The 18,173-nt window shown below is 70.5% G+C and carries 18 protein-coding genes, 1 pseudogene and 1 riboswitch; of the genes and pseudogenes, 5 read left to right on the top strand and 14 right to left on the bottom strand.

Annotated features, from left to right (window positions below; all coding sequences use genetic code 11):
* Nucleotides 1-8 precede the first annotated feature (8 nt).
* From ACIHCX_RS29170 to ACIHCX_RS29135, 8 genes and pseudogenes are all read right to left on the bottom strand, one after another.
* Nucleotides 9-200 (bottom strand): mobile element transfer protein, encoded by a 192-nt coding sequence (locus tag ACIHCX_RS29170; RefSeq protein WP_344569109.1) that lies wholly within the window; start codon nucleotides 198-200, stop codon nucleotides 9-11.
* Between the two features lie 21 nt (nucleotides 201-221).
* Nucleotides 222-905, bottom strand: a complete 684-nt coding sequence (locus tag ACIHCX_RS29165; protein ID WP_400034641.1) for a DUF2637 domain-containing protein — start codon at nucleotides 903-905, stop codon at nucleotides 222-224.
* An 84-nt stretch (nucleotides 906-989) separates the two neighbouring features.
* Nucleotides 990-2,345, bottom strand: a complete 1,356-nt coding sequence (locus ACIHCX_RS29160; RefSeq protein ID WP_400034639.1) for an FtsK/SpoIIIE domain-containing protein — start codon at nucleotides 2,343-2,345, stop codon at nucleotides 990-992.
* 3 nt (nucleotides 2,346-2,348) lie between these two features.
* The gene (locus ACIHCX_RS29155) at nucleotides 2,349-2,618 is read right to left on the bottom strand and encodes a hypothetical protein (protein WP_400034637.1); all 270 of its coding nucleotides are present in this window, start codon (nucleotides 2,616-2,618) and stop codon (nucleotides 2,349-2,351) included.
* Nucleotides 2,582-3,259, bottom strand: a pseudogene (locus tag ACIHCX_RS29150) (DDE-type integrase/transposase/recombinase); the annotation flags it as partial. The gene ACIHCX_RS29155 and the pseudogene ACIHCX_RS29150, both read right to left, overlap by 37 nt.
* Before the next feature lie 369 nt (nucleotides 3,260-3,628).
* The gene (locus ACIHCX_RS29145) at nucleotides 3,629-3,814 is read right to left on the bottom strand and encodes a hypothetical protein (RefSeq protein WP_400034635.1); all 186 of its coding nucleotides are present in this window, start codon (nucleotides 3,812-3,814) and stop codon (nucleotides 3,629-3,631) included.
* Between the two features lie 498 nt (nucleotides 3,815-4,312).
* Nucleotides 4,313-4,609: a GYD domain-containing protein gene (locus tag ACIHCX_RS29140; RefSeq protein ID WP_400034633.1), complete on the bottom strand. Its 297-nt coding sequence runs from the start codon at nucleotides 4,607-4,609 to the stop codon at nucleotides 4,313-4,315.
* A 254-nt stretch (nucleotides 4,610-4,863) separates the two neighbouring features.
* Nucleotides 4,864-5,373: an HAD domain-containing protein gene (locus tag ACIHCX_RS29135; protein ID WP_400034631.1), complete on the bottom strand. Its 510-nt coding sequence runs from the start codon at nucleotides 5,371-5,373 to the stop codon at nucleotides 4,864-4,866.
* Between the two features lie 509 nt (nucleotides 5,374-5,882).
* On the opposite strand from ACIHCX_RS29135, the gene rlmN reads away from it, so the two are divergent.
* From rlmN to ACIHCX_RS29110, 5 genes are all read left to right on the top strand, one after another.
* Nucleotides 5,883-6,989, top strand: a complete 1,107-nt coding sequence (gene rlmN, locus ACIHCX_RS29130; RefSeq protein WP_400034629.1) for a 23S rRNA (adenine(2503)-C(2))-methyltransferase RlmN — start codon at nucleotides 5,883-5,885, stop codon at nucleotides 6,987-6,989.
* A 43-nt stretch (nucleotides 6,990-7,032) separates the two neighbouring features.
* A riboswitch (TPP riboswitch) is annotated at nucleotides 7,033-7,138 on the top strand.
* 82 nt (nucleotides 7,139-7,220) lie between these two features.
* Nucleotides 7,221-8,297: a thiamine ABC transporter substrate binding subunit gene (locus tag ACIHCX_RS29125; RefSeq protein WP_400034627.1), complete on the top strand. Its 1,077-nt coding sequence runs from the start codon at nucleotides 7,221-7,223 to the stop codon at nucleotides 8,295-8,297.
* Nucleotides 8,298-8,344: 47 nt separating this feature from the next.
* Complete coding sequence (locus ACIHCX_RS29120) at nucleotides 8,345-9,946, top strand: ABC transporter permease (protein ID WP_400034625.1); 1,602 nt, start codon at nucleotides 8,345-8,347, stop codon at nucleotides 9,944-9,946.
* Nucleotides 9,947-10,966 (top strand): ABC transporter ATP-binding protein, encoded by a 1,020-nt coding sequence (locus tag ACIHCX_RS29115; RefSeq protein WP_400034623.1) that lies wholly within the window; start codon nucleotides 9,947-9,949, stop codon nucleotides 10,964-10,966.
* 72 nt (nucleotides 10,967-11,038) lie between these two features.
* On the top strand, nucleotides 11,039-11,833 hold the full coding sequence (locus ACIHCX_RS29110; protein WP_400034621.1) for a maleylpyruvate isomerase N-terminal domain-containing protein: 795 nt from the start codon (nucleotides 11,039-11,041) through the stop codon (nucleotides 11,831-11,833).
* 305 nt (nucleotides 11,834-12,138) lie between these two features.
* Here the strand turns inward: ACIHCX_RS29110 and ACIHCX_RS29105 are convergent, their stop codons facing one another.
* The 6 genes from ACIHCX_RS29105 to ACIHCX_RS29080 form a co-directional block, all read right to left on the bottom strand.
* Nucleotides 12,139-12,882 (bottom strand): LAETG motif-containing sortase-dependent surface protein, encoded by a 744-nt coding sequence (locus ACIHCX_RS29105; protein ID WP_400034619.1) that lies wholly within the window; start codon nucleotides 12,880-12,882, stop codon nucleotides 12,139-12,141.
* Nucleotides 12,883-13,131: 249 nt separating this feature from the next.
* Entirely contained in the window at nucleotides 13,132-13,539 is a 408-nt protein-coding gene (locus ACIHCX_RS29100; RefSeq protein ID WP_400034617.1) for a VOC family protein, read from the bottom strand.
* A gap of 138 nt (nucleotides 13,540-13,677) precedes the next feature.
* On the bottom strand, nucleotides 13,678-15,165 hold the full coding sequence (locus ACIHCX_RS29095) for a hypothetical protein (protein WP_400034615.1): 1,488 nt from the start codon (nucleotides 15,163-15,165) through the stop codon (nucleotides 13,678-13,680).
* A complete protein-coding gene (locus ACIHCX_RS29090; RefSeq protein WP_400034613.1) occupies nucleotides 15,147-15,890 on the bottom strand; it encodes an ABC transporter ATP-binding protein in 744 nt (247 codons plus the stop codon). The genes ACIHCX_RS29095 and ACIHCX_RS29090 overlap by 19 nt, the downstream gene beginning before the upstream one ends.
* Nucleotides 15,891-16,146: 256 nt before the next feature.
* Nucleotides 16,147-17,526 carry an aspartate aminotransferase family protein gene (locus tag ACIHCX_RS29085; RefSeq protein WP_400034611.1) on the bottom strand — a complete coding sequence of 460 codons (1,380 nt, stop codon included), beginning with the start codon at nucleotides 17,524-17,526 and terminating at the stop codon, nucleotides 16,147-16,149.
* Complete coding sequence (locus ACIHCX_RS29080) at nucleotides 17,511-18,032, bottom strand: Lrp/AsnC family transcriptional regulator (protein ID WP_400034609.1); 522 nt, start codon at nucleotides 18,030-18,032, stop codon at nucleotides 17,511-17,513. The genes ACIHCX_RS29085 and ACIHCX_RS29080 overlap by 16 nt, the downstream gene beginning before the upstream one ends.
* Between the last annotated feature and the right edge of the window lie 141 nt (nucleotides 18,033-18,173).

The raw sequence follows: 18,173 nt of genomic DNA, 5'->3' as shown, positions 1-18,173 counted from the left end.
CTGGCCTCCTAGCGGACCTTGCAGCGGTGGGTGCGGGCGGCGAGCTGGGCGGCGGACTGGCTGGTGTAGTCGGCGGACCAGCCGCAGCCGTCGGAGCTGCACACGGCGGCGTGCTTGGTGGTGCCGTGGCGGTCGCGGTGGGTGCCGATCTGCACGGGGCCGATCCGCATCACGGAGTGGAAGAAGTCGCGGGCGGGCATGGCGAGTCGTCTCCTTTCGGGTCAGGCGAGTTGGGCGGCGATGGCGTCGGCCAGGTGCGGCGGGACGCCGAGGCGGGCGCGCAGGGTGTCGGTGTCGATCGGGGATCCGGTGCGGGCGTGGTGGTCGTCGGCGACCTTGTGTGCGTGGTCGACCAGCGCGGCCGGGACCGGCGCGACCGGGGCCGGTTCGGCTGTGGGCAGGGCCGGGGTTTCCTCGGGCTCCGGGACCACGACGGGTTCGGGCAGTGGGTCCGGCTCGGCGACGGCGGCCGGTTCCGGCTCCACCTCGGGCACGGGGTCCGGGTCCGGAGTGGCGGGTGCCGGCGGAGCCGAGGAGCGGTCCGCGGGTGAGTGGGCGAGCAGGGTGCCGCCCATGAAGGCCAGGGCGGGCCAGGCGGCGACGAGGATGCTTAGCCAGGCGGGAACGTCGTTCAGGTCGAGCAGTCCGGCGGTGGCGACGTTCGCGCCGAGCGAGGCGACCAGGGCGATGAGGAACCAGGACCAGGCCAACCGGGACGGGCCGTCGGTGCGCAACCGTCGCCAGGCGGCGACCAGCAGCAGGTCCACCGAGATGGGGTAGGCCCACGCTTTCCAGCCGTCCTGTCCGGCTGCGGCAGCGAGGTCATGCAGGTGGGCGAAGGAGAGCGCCCCGGCAATGACGGCCTGGACGAGCACGGCGTCGACGCGGAGAGCGGGGCGGGTCATCACGGCTCCTTCCTGTGATGAGGCATGGCGGGGGTAGGGACCTGGCGCGAAGGACGGTCACGCCAGCCGAAAGGTGAGGGTGGGTCAGGCGGTGGCGGGGGCTGTCTTGGACAGCGGCACACGGCTTGAGGGCAGCGAGGCGACCACGGGCCGGTAGGCCGCCAGGGCGGGAAGGTCGGGGGTGCGGTCGGCGTACTTGTTGCAGAGGTTGACGGTCTGGCGCAGCGAGGTGTGCGGGGCGCGGATGCGGTGCCAGCCGCCGGTGGAGTCCCCGGCGATGGCGATACCGCGCGTCTCGGCCGGGATCTGGATGGCGGCCAGGACGGCGTCCGGGGCGATGTCGCCGAAGGCCATGTTCGCGGAGGTCTCGTCGTTGACGCGGTGCGCGGTGCGGCCGGTGAGCTGGGCGCGGAGCATGGTGATGCCCTTGCCGAGTTCGGAGCCGGGGCGCTGCCCGCAGATCTCCAGGTAGATGCCGGCCGCGCGGCCGAGCTGGGCGAGGCGGACCAGGGCGGTGATGATCCGGTCCCGGCGCTTCTCCTCGTCCTTGCTGGCGAAAAGGGCGAGTTCGGCGACCTCGTCGACCAGGACGACCACCGGCACCGGCCGCACATCTTCGGGCAGGTCCCAGATGTCGGCGGCGATCTCCGCATCCGGCACCGCGACACTGATCCGCTGCTCAGCCCGGATGAGCTGATACACCTCCTCCATGTCCGCAACGAGCGCTTCGAGCAGCTCCAGCGCGGTGTCCGGGTTGTCGGCGAGGGCGGAGAACCGGCGCGCCAGCGGGAACAGCTCGACTCCTTGCTTGCAGTCGATACCGACCAGGGCGACATCATGCGGGGCGAGCCCGGCCACGAGGTTGCGCTGGTAGACGGACTTGCCGGATTCTGTGGCCCCGAGGGTCAGGCCGTGCGGGACGGCGCGGTAGTCGCGGAAGTGGACCGAGCCGTCCTCCCGCAGGGCCACCGGGACGCGCATCGGCCGGGGTTCGAGGCGGGCGGGCATCTGGACCCGCTTGAGCACGTCGTAGCCGGTCATCCGTACCTCGACGACGCCTGAGCGCAGCTCACGGGAGGTCACGCCGTACATCCCGAAGGAGTGGCGCAGCCGGTCCGAGGCGGCGGCGACGTCAAAGGCATCCTGTCCCGGGCGTAGTCCCACCCGCAGGACCAGGCCGGTGCGGGTGGGCCGCAGCCGCAGGATGCGCGGCGGACGGGACTCCGGCGCCGGACGGTTGGTCATCCGGGCCAGCGTCAGGCGCCAGCGCGGGGGCGGGACCGTCAGACCGCAGGCGTCCATGACCGTGGCGTAGCGGATCAGGACCCGCAGGACGGCGAGGGTGACCCCGAAGGTCAGCCAGTACCAGGCGGGGCGCCGCCACCGCAGGAGACCCGCAGCGGCGACGACTACCAGCAGTAAGACCGTCGGCCACGTCACGGCTCAGGCCGCCTTCGAGGCCGTGCCCGCAGCGGCCAGCGAGGTGACCGCGACCGCGCGGAAGGCGATCCCGTGCCGCTTCTGGCCGTTGAACTCGTTCTCCCACGCCGAGGCGACCAGGCCGGTCAGGGCCACGGGAGTGCCCATGGTCAGGTCCTCGGAGACGCCGGGCTGCGGGACGGTGAGCTTGAGGATCTCGACCTCGTCGGGCGTGGAGAACATGACCTCCACGACCCCACCAGGCCTTTCGCTTCCGGGTCGCGTGGCCGGCACAGATGGATCCGGATCGCGAGCAGGCCCGCGAACGCCGCGAACTCCGACGTCAGCCTTCCCTGGCCCACCCCGCTCTCGTTGTCCCAGACCAGCATCTTCGGGACGGCCTGCCAGCCGCTGAGCAGTCGCCAGTGCCCGTCGATCAGGTCGGCGGAGCTCCGCGAGGGCAGCATCCGGGCCGTGATCATCCTCGAGTAGCCCGACACCATGACCAGGACCGGAGGCCGACCCGTCTGCCCGTAGCCGAGCGGGATGTCCGCCGGCGGGAACCACAGATCACACTGGGCGAGCTCACCGGGCGAGTAGACCGTGCGCGAGACCGGGTCGACCGGCAGATAGGCCGGCCGCAGCTCGCGCACCCGCTCCTTGAGGATGGTCAGACCGCGGTCCCACCCGATCCGCTCGGCGATCACCGTGGCCGGCATCGTCGGAGTCTGCCTCAACAGCTCGCGGATGGCCGGCTCGACCACGTCCACGGCCGAGCCCTTCAGCGGGCGCTGGTAGACCGGCGGCCGGTCCGAGGCCAGGGCCCGCAGGACAGTGCCCCTGGAGATCCCCAACTGCCGGGCCACCGCCCGGGCCGACAGGCCCTCGGCCCGGTGCAGCCGACGGATCTCAGCCCAGTCCTCCACGCCGATCACCTCTCTTCCCTCCTGACTCCCGTACCAGTGAAGTCAGGATGATCAAGAGATCACGCAGTGGCCCGCTTTTGATCCGCCGTCCGTGGTCCTCATTTCACCCGTCGACGACACCTTGTAGGGCTGTAGCCCGACCGGTATGACCGTCCACGACCGGTCCACATAGAGCTACGGATCAGAAGGTGCCCGTGCCCCATCCGTGCCCGAGCGAACGGGGAACCGCGGGGAACTGCGGTGTCGAGCGGGCACAGCACAACGCAACGGCCCCTGACCGATTCGCCTGGTCAGGGGCCGTTCACCTGCGCGGGGGGTGTGGGATTTGAACCCACGGTGACTCGCGCCACGACGGTTTTCAAGATCGCGTCCATTGGGTCATGAGTAGAAGTTCGCCCAGTACTCCTCGTGGCTCTTGGTGAAGTCGGCCGGACGTTCCCGTCGCAGCACCTCGTAGCGTGCGACGTAGGCGTCGAGGGCTTCATGCAGAGAGCAGCCGAGGCGATCACGTAGCGTCTTCAGCCCGAGGATGATCCGCCCAGCGACGATCGCGTCGTCGGCCACGCCTGCATCCGTCTCACTGTTGCCAGGACCCATAGGGTGATCACACCCCACCTCCACAGTCAGGTCAACGCGTTATCCCACGCTGTCTCTGGGCCGTCTCTGCCGCCGCGACATGCTGCGTTGAGTGCGTAGCGACGGCGGTGACGGCAGTGCTGACGGCAACGAGGGCGCATGACGACAGCGCCCAGCAGCGCGCTACGGCATTGGCGCTAGCCCGTCAGCGCCTGCCGCACTGCCTTGCCCGCATCTTCTAAGCGTCGGGTCGCACACCGGGCGAGTGTCTAACTGCGTGACAACGCCGACGCACAGCGGCGGACAAGCGCGGACGGCTGTGGACGCTCGCAGCAGGTGAGAGGCCCACCGGCCCATGGTCGGCCACCCGCGCAAGTTGCTTCGGGACGAAGAGGTCGCGTGCCGCAGACGTGCCCGGTGCAGGGGTCAGTCCCGGCCGCTGAGCCGACTCGCCGGACGCCATCGCTTGCACTGTCTGCAGGGTCGTTAGCCGGCCGCCTTGGCGATGATGCGCTCTATCTCCTCTCGGCCGAAGGCCCGCAGAGTTGTGGAACGGACGTTGCCTACCTCATCGAGCTGCAGGAGTGCTGCCGTGGCAGTTTCGTCGTCGGGTGCCTCGACGATGGCCACGAGATCGTATGGACCCACGGTCCAGTAGATACTCAGGAGCTTCGCCCCGAGCTTCTGTACCGCTGAGCCGAAGGTCTCGGCGCGCTTCGCGGTGTCCTTGTAGTTTCGAACCCCTTGATCGGTCCAACTCAGCAAGGCGACGTACGTGGGCATGTTCTTTCACCTTCACGAGGAGACATATCGTGAGATCAAGCCTGGACATCCGCGCGGGCGCCGGCACGAGGTACGCACCCGAACGGGTAATACGAGCGACCACGGCATCAAGAGCAGGCTGACATCTATGGCTGACATCAACGACAGCGGACACCACCGGATGGCCGCGGTTCTCGGCGGAGTAGGCGCAGTCATGCAGCCGTGGCGATCCAGGGCCGCGGCTGGGGGATCGAACTCCTAAAGCGGTGCTCATCTCAGCGCAGCCGGAGCCAATCGACGAGCGCGGAGAAGTCGGCGTCTACGAGGCCTTTCGTCGGGTCGACGCAATGAAGGAGCGACGGTGCAGGGTGTTGAGCCGCGACCCAGAGGCGGTCCATGGCGCTGATTTCGTCGTCGACCCAGATGAACGGCCGGCGGTTGGCCCACTCGGCGAGGTGGCGGGTCTTCCAGTGCAGGCCGCGCGGGCTGTCGTCGGCGCAGGCGTCCGGCCATTCCACGACGGGCAGCCTTGGCAGCCCGAGGCGTGGGGCGACGGCCTCGTTCGCATCCTCCATCCAGGTCGAGGCCCATACGAGCTGACAACCCAGGGCCATGAGGCGCGGTCCAAGGCCGGGGTCAAGCCGTCCGAGCAGCGGGTTCCCCTGGTCGAGGGACGTCTGGAAGCCGGAAGCAGGGGCTTGCAGGCGACTGGGGGACGACCCGAACGGGATGAGTGGACCGTCAACGTCGAGGAAGAGGATGGGGCGCTCCGCTGCGCTTGTCACGGCGGCACGATAGCCCGGCACGGCGGGGGTGACACTCTTTGCCCTGGGCCGTCTGTGGGCCGTCCGAGGCTCCCCGAGACCGACCAACGGCGACCGACAGTGACAGGTGCCCCACAGTTGTCAGCGATGAAACCCCAGGTCAGAGCGCCCCGGCCGCACGGGTTTCCGGACAGGGGTGGCGGTACGGCAAGATGGGGCGCTTCTTTCCGTAAGAGTGGCCACCCACCTGCCAACTCGTGCCAGACCGTGCCCAGGTATTGCGGGGAACGACGGGGAACGCACTTTGAGGCCAGCGAGCGCCGGCGCCACTTCACCGGAGGTAAAGCGCTCACTCCACTCCCTCTTCCCTGGGGATTCACGCTGGTAGACGCAGCCAGCTCCGGTGCAGTCCCGGGCCGTCTGTGGGCCGTCCGAGGGGGATCAGCGACGACAGATGACGACCACCAGCGACAGGCGTCCAGACCGACAGTCCCAGGTCACCCAAGTGGATCTGCGACACTGGTACAGCCATGCCTAAGCCCGGAGAACTCACTTTCGTCGCCCCGCGCGGTGCCAAGAAGCCGCCGCGACACCTTGCCGACCTGTCGCCCGCCGAGCGCAAGGAGGCCGTCGCCGCGATCGGCGAGAAGCCGTTCCGTGCCAAGCAGCTGTCGCAGCACTACTTCGCGCGGTACGCGCACGATCCGCAGCAGTGGACCGACATCCCCGCCGGATCCCGCGCCAAGCTCCAGGAAGCGCTGCTTCCCGAGCTGATGACGGTCGTGCGGCATCTGTCGACCGATCAGGGGACCACCCGCAAGACGCTGTGGCGGCTGTTCGACGGCACGCTCGTGGAGTCGGTGCTCATGCGCTACCCGGACCGGGTGACCATGTGCATCAGCTCGCAGGCGGGCTGCGGCATGAACTGCCCGTTCTGCGCCACCGGACAGGCCGGACTCGACCGGAACCTGTCCACCGCCGAGATCGTGCACCAGATCGTGGACGGGATGCGCGCCCTGCGGGACGGAGAGGTCCCCGGAGGCCCCGCCCGCCTGTCGAACATCGTCTTCATGGGCATGGGCGAGCCGCTCGCCAACTACAACCGCGTCGTCGGCGCCATCCGCGCCCTGACCGACCCCGAGCCGGACGGGCTCGGCCTGTCCCAGCGTGGGATCACCGTCTCGACGGTGGGCCTGGTGCCGGCGATCCACCGGTTCTCCGACGAGGGCTTCAAGTGCCGGCTCGCCATCTCCCTGCACGCGCCGGACGACGAACTGCGCGACACCCTCGTTCCCGTCAACACGCGGTGGAAGGTGCGGGAGGTGCTCGACGCCGGATTCGAGTACACCGCCAGGTCCGGGCGCCGGCTGTCCATCGAGTACGCGCTGATCCGGGACATCAACGACCAGGCGTGGCGCGGTGACCGGCTCGGCCGGCTGCTCAAGGGCAGGCCGGTGCACGTCAACCTCATCCCGCTGAACCCGACGCCCGGCTCGAAGTGGACCGCGTCCCGGCCCGAGGACGAGAAGGCGTTCGTCGAGGCGATCGCCGCCCACGGTGTGCCGGTGACCATCCGGGACACCCGGGGTCAGGAGATCGACGGCGCCTGCGGTCAGCTGGCCGCCACCGAGAGGTAGCTGAAAGGTAGCCGGACGGTAGGCTGAGACCGTACACATCTTCATATTCCGACAGGGGAGCGCCACAGCGCTGAGAGTGCGGCACCGGCCGCAGACCCTCTGAACCTCGCCCAGGTCATTCTGGGTAGGAAGTTCGGTCATCACTCAAGCTGTTGTGCCCTGCCCGGGTCTGCCTCGCGGAACCCGGGCAGGGCCGCGTCTCTTCCTGGCCAACCCCCAGGAGGACATCCAGTGCACATCAAGACGTTCACGGCAGTCGCGGTCGGGCTCGGCCTGGTCACGCTGTCGGCGTGCGGCTCGTCACCGAACGACAAGGACTCCGCGGGCTCCAGAACGGTGACGCTGGTCAGCCACGACTCGTGGGCCGCGTCCAAGGGCGTCATCGCGGACTTCGAGAAGAGCTCCGGCTACAAGGTCAAGGTCCTCGAGGACGGCGACGCCGGCCAGGCCGTCAACAAGGCCATCCTCACCAAGGACAACCCGCAGGGCGACGTCTTCTTCGGCGTCGACAACACGCTGCTGTCCCGCGCTCTGGACAACGGGCTGTTCCAGCCGTACGAGCCGAAGGGCGCCGACCTGGTCCTGCCGCAGTACCGGGTCGACGAGGCGAAGCACCGGGTCACGCCCATCGACACCGGCGACATCTGCGTCAACTACGACAAGAAGTACTTCGCCGACCACAAGCTGACCCCGCCCGCCTCGTTCGGCGACCTGGTCAAGCCGGAGTACAAGAACCTCCTCGTCACCGAGAACGCCGCCACCTCCTCGCCCGGCCTCGGCTTCCTGCTCGGCACCGCCGCGCAGTACGGGGACAAGGGCTGGCAGGACTACTGGAAGAAGCTCAAGGCCAACGGCGTCAAGGTCGTCGACGGCTGGGAGCAGGCCTACAACCAGGAGTTCTCCGGTTCCGCCGGCGGCAGGAAGGCCAAGGGCGACCGTCCCCTCGTCGTCTCCTACGCCTCCTCGCCGCCCGCGGAGGTCATCTACGCCGACCCGCGGCCGAAGACCGCGCCGACCGGCGTCGCGCAGGGCACCTGCTTCCGCCAGGTCGAGTACGCGGGTCTGCTCTCCAACGCCCGGAACGCCGAAGGGGGCAAGGCCTTCCTGGACTTCCTGATCTCCAAGAAGTTCCAGGACGACATGCCGCTGAACATGTTCGTCTACCCGGTGCGCGAAGGCGCCCAGGTGCCCAAGGAGTTCTCCGAGTACGGGCCCCAGGCCAAGAACCCCGAGACCATGGCCCCCGACAGGATCTCCGCCAACCGTGACCAGTGGGTCAAGTCGTGGACCTCGTTCGTCCTCAGGTAGGCCGCGGACGCGGCCGCCGCACGGGGAACGCGGCGCGGCTCGGCCTCATGGCCGTGCCCGTCGCGTTCTTCGCGGTGTTCTTCGCCTACCCCGTGGCCGCGATCGTCCGGCGCGGCCTGGAGGCGGACGGGTCCTGGCAGTTGGAGCGGATCACCGAGGTGCTCGGACAGTCCGACATCCGGCACGTGCTGTGGTTCACCACCTGGCAGGCGCTCGCCTCCACCGTGCTCACCCTGCTCGTCGCCCTGCCCGGCGCCTATGTCTTCGCGCGCCTCGACTTCCCCGGCCGGCAGGTCCTGCGGGCCGTCGTCACCGTGCCGTTCGTGCTGCCCACGGTCGTGGTCGGCACCGCGTTCCTCGCGCTGGTCGGGCGCGGCGGCCTGCTCGACGAGCTGTGGGGCGTCCGCCTTGACACCACCGTGTGGGCGATCCTGCTCGCCCACGTCTTCTTCAACTACGCCGTCGTCGTACGGACCGTGGGCGGCCTGTGGGCGGGACTCGACCCGCGCCAGGAGGAGGCCGCCCGGATGCTCGGCGCCTCGCCGCTCGCCGCCTGGCGCAAGGTCACCCTGCCCGCGCTGGCCCCCGCGGTCGCCGCCGCCGCGCTCATGGTCTTCCTGTTCACGTTCACCTCCTTCGGCGTGGTGCAGATCCTCGGCGGCCCCACCTTCTCCACGCTCGAGGTGGAGATCTACCGGCAGACGTCCGAGATCTTCGACCTGTCGACCGCCGCCGTCCTGACGATCCTCCAGTTCGCGGCGGTGGGCGCGATCCTCGCCGTGCACGCCTGGACCGTGAAGCGCCGGGAGACCGCGCTGAAGCTGGTGGACGCCTCACTGACCGCCCGCCGGCCGCGCGGCGCCGGACAGTGGACGCTGCTGGCCGCGGTCCTCGCCACCGTCGCCGTCCTCCTCGTACTGCCGCTCGCCGTGCTGGTGCAGCGCTCGCTCGCCGCGCCCGGCTTTCGCTACTACGGGGCGCTGACGAACGCGGACGGCGGCACCTTCCTGGTCGCGCCCATCAACGCCGTCGGCACCTCACTGAGCTATGCCGCCGCCGCGACCGCCATCGCCGTGGTGATCGGCGCACTCGCCGCCGCCGCGCTCACCCGGCGGGAGGCGGGCCGGCTCGTACGCGGATTCGACGCGCTGCTGATGCTGCCCCTCGGGGTCTCCGCCGTGACCGTCGGCTTCGGCTTCCTGATCGCCCTGGACCGGCCGCCGCTGGACCTGAGGCAGTCCTGGATCCTGGTCCCGCTCGCGCAGGCCCTGGTCGGCGTGCCCTTCGTGGTGCGGACCATGCTGCCCGTGCTGCGCGCGGTGGACGTACGGCTGCGGGAGGCGGCGGCCGTGCTCGGGGCCTCGCCGTGGCGGGTGTGGCGGGAGGTCGACCTGCCCCTGGTCCGGCGGGCGCTGCTGATCGCCGCCGGGTTCGCCTTCGCGGTGTCGCTGGGGGAGTTCGGGGCGACCGTGTTCATCGCGCGGCCCGACAACCCGACGCTGCCGGTCGCCGTGGCCCGTCTGATCGGGCGGCCCGGCGACCTCAACTACGGCCAGGCGATGGCCCTGTCCACGATTCTGATGGTGGTGTGCGCGGTGGCGCTGCTCGTGCTCGAGCGGCTGCGTACCGACCGGACCGGGGAGTTCTAGATGCTGCTGAGCCTCGATGCCGCGACCGTGCGCTTCGGCGGGCGGCCCGTACTGGACGCCGTCGACCTGGCGGTCGCCGAGCACGAGATCGTGTGCGTGCTCGGACCCAGCGGCAGCGGCAAGTCGACGCTGCTGCGCGCGGTGGCCGGGCTTCAGCCGCTGGACTCCGGGCGGGTGCTGCTGGACGGCCGGGACCAGGCGGGGGTGCCGGTGCACCGCCGCGAGGTGGGGCTGATGTTCCAGGACCACCAGCTGTTCCCGCAGCGGGACGTGGCCGGCAACGTCGGCTTCGGCCTGCGCATGCACGGCGCGGCGAAGGGCGAACGGGACGCTCGCGTGGGGGAGCTGCTGGAGCTGGTCGGGCTGCCCGGTGCCGGGCGGCGGGCGGTGGCCGCGCTCTCCGGCGGCGAGCAGCAGCGGGTGGCCCTCGCCCGGGCGCTCGCCCCCCGGCCGCGGCTGCTGATGCTGGACGAGCCGCTCGGCCAGCTCGACCGCTCGCTGCGGGAGCGTCTCGTCGTCGAACTGCGGGAGCTGTTCGGGCGGTTGGGCACCACCGTGCTCGCCGTCACGCACGACCAGGGCGAGGCCTTCGCCCTCGCCGACCGGGTCGTGGTGATGCGGGACGGCCGGATCGCCCAGTCGGGCACGCCGCTTGAGGTGTGGCAGCGGCCGGCCGACGCGTTCGTGGCCCGTTTCCTCGGCTTCGAGAACGTGGTGGAGGCGAGCGTGGACGGCGCGGTCGCGGTCACCCCGTGGGGCAAGGTGCCGGTCCCCGACGGCTCGGTGCAGGGCACCCGCACCCTGCTCGTCCGGCCCGCCGGTGTCCGTCTGGTCCCCGCCGACGAGGGCCTGCCCTGCGCGGTGACCGCCCGCACCTTCAAGGGCACCCACGTCACCGTCCGCCTCCAGCCCGTCAACGCCCCCCGCCTGGAGGCGGCCTGCGCCCTGCGCGCGGCACCGGAGGTCGGGGACGAGGTGGCGGTGGAGTTCGACACGGCGGAAATCGTGGTGCTCGACTGACCACGCGCCACCCAGGGCCTTTCGTGTGGATCATGCCGGGCTGATCCAAACGACAGGCCCTAGTGTGCGGGCATGACGCTGCTCTCCCATGACCGTTACTGCGACGAGATCACCCTTCAAGTAGACGAGTTGAGATCCCTGCTCACCTCCGGCGCGGACCTGTCCCGCACCGTGCCGACCTGCCCGGACTGGACACTGGAGAAGCTGGTACGGCACATGGGCGGCGCCCTGCGTTGGGCCGAGGCGCTGGTCAGGACCCGTGCGCAGGAGAACATCCCGCGCAAGGAGATCCCGCTCGCCCAGGGCCCCGAGGAGCAGGGTGATGCGGCCGCGCTGGACGCCTGGCTGGCGGAGACCGGCCAGATGGTCGTCGACGCCCTCCGCGAGGCCGGACCGGACACGAAGGTGTGGACCTGGGCCGGGCTCCTCGACAGCGGCTTCTGGGCCCGCCGCATGACCCACGAGATCACGATCCACCGTGCCGACGCGGCGCTGACCGTGGGCCGGCCCTACGAGGTCGCCGCGGACGTGGCCGCCGACGCCGTCGACGAGTGGCTTCAGATCGTGGAGTTCATCCAGCGGGCCAGGGCGAAGCAGGACGCCCGGGAGCTGGGTGGTCCGGGCCGCAGCATCCATCTGCATGCCACCGACGGCGACCCCGAGCTGCACGCCGAGTGGGTCATCGAGTTCACCGAGGACGGCGTCGTCTGGCGCCGCGGTCACGAGAAGGCGACCGTCGTCCTGCGCGGGCCGCTCACCTCCGTGCTGCTCGCGTTCTACAACCGGCTGCCCCTGGACAGTCCCGGGTTGGAGGTGCTCGGCGAGCGGGAGCTGCTGGAGTTCTGGCTGGAGTGGGCGACGTTCTAGGGCCTGTTGCGAAAGTCCCGTCGTCCGCCCGGAGGGCGGGCCTCGCGGCGTCAGGTGCGTGCTCTCGGCGTGCCGGGCCCTGGCCCTCGTACTGGATGTACTTGGGTCAGGGCCCGGTGCGGCGAGTGGGGGTCCCCCCTGCTCGAAGAGCTTGGGGGAGCGTGCATGGCGTCGCGGGGCAGGCGGGACTTTCGCAACAGGCCCTAGTGCCGCGACGGGGCAAACGTTGCCTGTCGCGGCACTGGCGAACGACGGTGGCCCGCCCCCGAGTTCGGGGACGGGCCACGGTCGGTGTGCCGGGGGCGTCAGCTGTTGCTGTTCGCTCCGCGGCGGCGCAGGCCGAAGAAGACCGCGCCACCGCCGACGACGACCAGGGCGGCCGCGATGCCGGCGATCATGCCGGTGTTGGAGTCGGCACCGGTCTCGGCGAGGTTGGAGTCACCGACGGCGGGCGACGGAGCGTTGTTCTCGGCGCCCGCGGGAGCGGTGGTGCTCTCCGAGGCGGACGGCGTCGCGGACGCGTCCTGCGACGGGGCCTCCGACTCCGGAGCGGACTCCGAAGGCGCCGGGGCCGACGACTCCGGCTGAGACGGCGTGGTGGAGTCGGTCGGCTCCTCGGTCGGCGTCTCGGTCTTGCACGCGGTTGCCGGAGCCACCAGGTTCGGCTTGATGTCCGCGTTGACCTTGAACCGGCTGTTCTTCGCGGTCTCGACGTGGATCCGGTAGACCGCGTTCGGCTGCCAGTCCTCGGGGAAGGAGACCGTGGTCCCCTGACGCGAGCCCTTGATCTCCTGCTCGCCGATCTTCTTGGCGTCGGCACCCTTGTCCTCGAGGAACACGGTGACCGTGGCCGAGGTGCTGGAGGAGTCGATGCTCTTGACGACGATGACACCGTTGTCGCCGTCACACTTGGCTTCGGCGGAGAAGTCCTTGATGTCACAGGCGAGCGCGTTGCCCGCGGCGCCGAGAGCGAGCGCGGCGGACGCGGAGGCGACACCGAGGATGCGCACAGTGCGTGCGGTACGACGGGATATGGACAAGATAGCCACTTTGCCCTTCACGGGATGCCCAATTGCGGGGGGTTTGCGGGGCGTTGGGGCGACGGTGAGGTCGATCCCCCAGCAACCCCAGGAGGCTCAGGTTTATAAGCGCTCCGGCGGGAGTGTCAATCTGAAAGCCTCCCACCGGCGTTGACTTTACCTCATTATTAACTAGGTAAATGTTTCAACGGTGTTGGCATGAGTCGGGCGGGTGCCGACGCACCCGCCCGGACCGCTGTGAGCCTCACCCCCGTGGGCTCAGCTCTGCACCGCCGCCGGGTCCATCCACATGACCTCCCAGGTGTGGCCGTCGAGGTCGTCGAAGGAGCGGCCGTACATGAAGCCATGGTCCTGGGTCTCGCCGCTCGCGGTGCCGCCGGCCGCGACCGCCTTCTGCAGCAGCTCGTCGACCTTCTCGCGGCTCTCCGCGCTCAGGCAGATCAGCACCTCGCTGGACTTCGTCGAGTCCGCGATCTCCTTCTTGGTGAAGGTGGCGTAGTGCTGCCTGCTGAGCAGCATCGCGATGATCGTGTCACTGATGACGACGCAGACGCAGTCGTCGCTGGAGAACTGAGGGTTGATGGTGTAGCCGAGCTCGGTGAAGAACGTCCTGGACGCGGCCACGTCGTTCGTCGCCAGGTTCACGAAGACCATCTGCTGGTACATGGCGGGGTCTCTCCCATCGAGGTTCGTTGCCGTTCACAGGGGTGGACCCGGGGCCCGCGCGGAACTCATCGCCGGCCACGGGATTTTCTCGTACGTCTTGTCCGGCGCCGGTGGACCGCCGGCGCCGGGCCGCTGGGCTCAGGGGTTCAGCGGCAGTGCGGCGAGATCGGCGACCACCATGGTCAGTGGGACGAACAGGGCCAGCAGGGCGCAGGCGCGCAGGAGGACGGCGGAGCGCAGCATCGTGGACGGCGCGCCGAGCCGCAGCAGCGCGGCGTTGGTGCCGGCGCGGGACTGCCGCGCCTCGACGACGGCGATCAGCAGGGTGGCCAGGGCGCAGCCGGCGACGAGCAGCGTGCCCAACGTCGTCAACGGGCCGAGCGGCCGAGCGGTGCCGTCGTAGGCCGCGACCATGGCGTACGTCCCCGACGCCACCGCGCAGACCACACCGAGTGGGCGGCCGATGCGGCCCGCCTCCTCCATCAGGACACGGCCGGCCAGGAGCCGCAGGGCTCCGGGGCGCGCGGACTGGAGCACACGCCCGCACAGGTGGGTGAGGCCGGGCCCGGCCAGCGCGAGGCCGAGGGCGGTCATCAGCCAGCCGACGAGGACCAGGGCGGAGTCGGCCGCCAGGCCGCCGGGGAGGGCCGGTCCGGAGGCGGCCCCGGGTGTGGTGGACCGTCCGGCGTAGGTCTCCACGGTCAGGCCGGCGGCGAGTACGGCGATGCCCCAGGGGAGCCCGGTGGGCGGTTTGCGCGGGGCCGAGGGCCGGTGGGGATCGGGGTCGTCGGGCACGGGCTTGCGGCCGGAGTCCTCGTGGCCGGCGTCCCCGAGGGTGTCCGGCGGCTCGATGCCGGTCAGGTCCGTGCCGGTCGCGCGGGCCTCGGCCGGATCGGTCTCGGCCGGGTCGGTCCCGGCTCGCGCCGGGCCGTCGGCCGTCTCCGTGGGCCGGGTCGCGCACGCCGTCGCCGACCGGCTCTGCCGCCGCGCGGTCCCGTCGCCGAGGCGTGCGCCGAACCGGCCGTACGCCCCGAACGTCTCCTGCGTGCCGGTGCGCCGGTAGGCCCCGAAGCGGCCGAACTTCCGGCCGGTGCTCCGGGCCGCCGCGGGCCTCGCGTCCCGGGGGTACAGCACCAGCGCGACCGCCGTCGAGGCGAGCACGGGGACGACGGCCAGCAGGGTCAGCACCGCCGGCACCGGCAGCGGCTCCCCGGCCGCCAGGAACGCCCAGGCCGCGCCGTCGAACGGCAGTCCCGTGCCCTCGCCGCGCAGGTACGCGAAGAGCAGCAACGCGAGCAGCGAGCCGAGCCCGCAGGCCACGGCGGTCGTGGCCGCGGAGACGGCCATCAGACGGCCCGGACCGAGACCGACCGCCGACAGACCGGGCCGGGGGCGGGTCCCCGAGTCGGTGCGGGCCACGGCGACCGCGAGGTACACCGTCGCGACCAGGGGCAGCACGCACCAGGACAGCCGCAGCACCGCCGCGCCGGAGTGCTCCGGGTGGCCGAGCGCGTAGCCGAGGCTGGACAGCAGCAGGAAGCCCGTGCCCGCCGACGCCGCCACGACCGTCAGGCGGCGCAGCTGGACGCCCGGGCGGGCGACGCGGATCAGACGGAGAGCGAGCACGCGGCCCGGCCTTCCGCGGTGTCGCCGACCGGGGGCAGGTGCACGGTCTTCACGCAGCGTCCGTCGAGCACCGCCACCGTCCGGTCCGCGACGGCCGCGGTCTGCGGGTCGTGCGTGGCGAGCACCACCGTGATGCCGTGCGAGCGGGCCGCGGTGGTCAGCGTGCGCAGCACGTGGGCGCGGTCGGCGCGGTGCAGCGGGGCCGTCGGCTCGTCGGCGAACAGCACCGTGGGGAGGGGGGCGAGCGCGCGGGCGATGCAGACGCGCTGCCGCTCGGCCTGGCGCAGCCGGTGCGGGCGCAGCTGGGCCTGGCCGCCGACGTCGAGGCGCTCCAGCCACTCCAGGGCGGCCACCTTGGCCCGCCGCCGGCTCGTGCCACGCAGCATCAGGGGCAGGGCCGTGTTCTCCCAGACGTTCAGCTCCGGCACGAGCACCGGCGCGGGGTCGACCCAGCCGAACCGGTCCCGGCGCAGCCGCTCACGGGCCAGCGGGCCGAGGGTGTGCACGGGGACGCTGTTGAACCAGACCTCGCCGTGCCGCACCCGCGTCAGGCCGGACAGGCATCGCAGCAGGGTCGTCTTGCCGCTGCCGCTCGGCCCGCTCACGGCGACGATCTCGCCCTGCGCGACACCGAGGGAGACGCCGCCGAGGGCGGGCGACCCGTCGTCGTGGGTGTAGTGCAGGGCCCGCGCCCAGAGCACCTCGTTGTCGGGTGGGACGTCCATGGGCGTACACCTCGGTTCTCATCGGGAATGCCGTGCCGTGTCCCCCGTACGGGTGAACGAGTGTGAAGACCTCGGGTCACGGGACCGGTCCGACGCAGAGTGACGCGTCAAGGGCACGCTAGGCAGCCCCTCCGGGGAGGCCGGACAGCACACGGCCCCGGGCCGCCGTTTCTCACTCGAACGGACGGCACCGGGGCCGGTGATGATCAGCTGATCGCAGGTGTGCGCTTTTCGCGCGGCGGTCGCACCGCCGCGGTCACAGCTTGGTCCACGCCTCCGACAGGGTCGCGCGCAGGATCTGCTCGATCTCGTCGAAGGTCTCCTGGTTGGAGATCAGCGGCGGGGCGAGCTGGACGACCGGGTCGCCGCGGTCGTCGGCACGGCAGTACAGGCCGTTGTCGTACAGCGCCTTGGACAGGAAGCCGTACAGGACCCGCTCGGTCTCCTCGTCGTTGAAGGACTCCTTGGTGTTCTTGTCCTTCACCAGCTCGATGCCGTAGAAGAAGCCGTTGCCGCGGACGTCGCCGACGATCGGCAGGTCGTGCAGCTTCTGGAGGGTGGAGAGGAAGGCGCCCTCGTTGTCCAGCACGTGCTGGTTGAGGCCCTCGCGCTCGAACAGGTCGAGGTTGGCCAGGCCCACCGCGGCGGAGACCGGGTGGCCGCCGAAGGTGTAGCCGTGCAGGAAGGTGTTGTCGCCCTTGTAGAACGGCTCGGCGAGGCGGTCGGAGATGATGCAGGCGCCGATCGGGGAGTAGCCCGAGGTCATGCCCTTGGCGCAGGTGATCATGTCCGGGACGTAGTCGAACTTGTCGCAGGCGAACATGGTGCCCAGGCGGCCGAAGGCGCAGATGACCTCGTCGGAGACGAGCAGCACGTCGTACTGGTCGCAGATCTCGCGCACCCGCTGGAAGTATCCGGGCGGCGGCGGGAAGCAGCCGCCGGCGTTCTGCACCGGCTCCAGGAAGACCGCGGCGACCGTGTCCGGGCCCTCGAAGAGGATCTGCTGCTCGATCTGGTCGGCGGCCCAGCGGCCGAAGGCCTCCGGGTCGTCGCCGAAGAGCGGGGCGCGGTAGATGTTGGTGTTCGGGACCTTGTGCGCGCCCGGCACCAGCGGCTCGAACGGCGCCTTCAGGCCCGGCAGTCCGGTGATGGACAGGGCGCCCTGCGGGGTGCCGTGGTAGGCCACCGCGCGGGATATGACCTTGTGCTTGGTGGGCTTGCCGGTCAGCTTGAAGTACTGCTTGGCGAGCTTCCAGGCGGTCTCGACCGCCTCACCGCCGCCGGTGGTGAAGAAGACCTTGTTCAGGTCGCCCGGCGCGTAGTCGGCCAGCCGCTCGGCCAGCTCGACGGCCTTGGGGTGGGCGTAGGACCAGACGGGGAAGAACGCCAGCTCCTGCGCCTGCTTGAACGCGGTCTCGGCCAGCTCCGTGCGGCCGTGACCGGCCTGGACCACGAACAGACCCGCGAGACCGTCGAGGTAGCGCTTGCCCTTGTCGTCGTAGATGTAGGTGCCCTCGCCGCGCACGATCGTCGGCACGGGGGCGTTCTCGTACGAGGACATGCGGGTGAAGTGCATCCACAGGTGATCGTACGCGGTACGGCTGAGGTCCTTGCTCACGGTTATCGGGTTCCCCACATGTAGGTCTGCTTCTTGAGCTTGAGGTAGACGAAGCTCTCGGTGGAGCGCACGCCGGGCAGTGCCCGGATGCGTTTGTTGATGACGTCCAGCAGCTGGTCGTCGTCCTCGCAGACGATCTCGGCGAGGATGTCGAACGAGCCCGCGGTCATCACCACGTACTCGACTTCCGACATGCCGGTCAGCGCGTCGGCCACGGACTCCGTGTCGCCCTCGACGTTGATCCCGACCATCGCCTGTCGACGGAAGCCCACGGTGAGCGGGTCGGTGACGGCGACGATCTGCATCACGCCCTGGTCGAGCAGCTTCTGGACGCGCTGGCGCACGGCCGCCTCGGACAGGCCCACGGCCTTGCCGATGGCGGCGTACGGACGGCGGCCGTCCTCCTGCAACTGCTCGATGATGGCGAGGGAGACGGCGTCCAGGTGCGAGCTGCCGCTCCCGTGCCTGGACTCGCGGGAGTCCCTTTGCCCTGCGCTTCGACTGGCCACGACCTCACTCTGCACGACGGATCGACAGTTCCGCAAGGCCGATGCGATGAAATTCGTTGTTTGCGATACCGAGACGTGCGGATTTCGCAGAACTCGGCCGGACGGGGGTGTTGAAAACGTCGCACCGCGGACTAGGGTGGGTGCCTCAGTGATGGG

The organism is Streptomyces sp. NPDC052043, from assembly GCF_044548235.1.
Lineage (GTDB): Bacteria > Actinomycetota > Actinomycetes > Streptomycetales > Streptomycetaceae > Streptomyces.
Note: the sequence above shows the minus strand (reverse complement) of the source record. Positions and strands in the feature narration are given on the sequence as shown.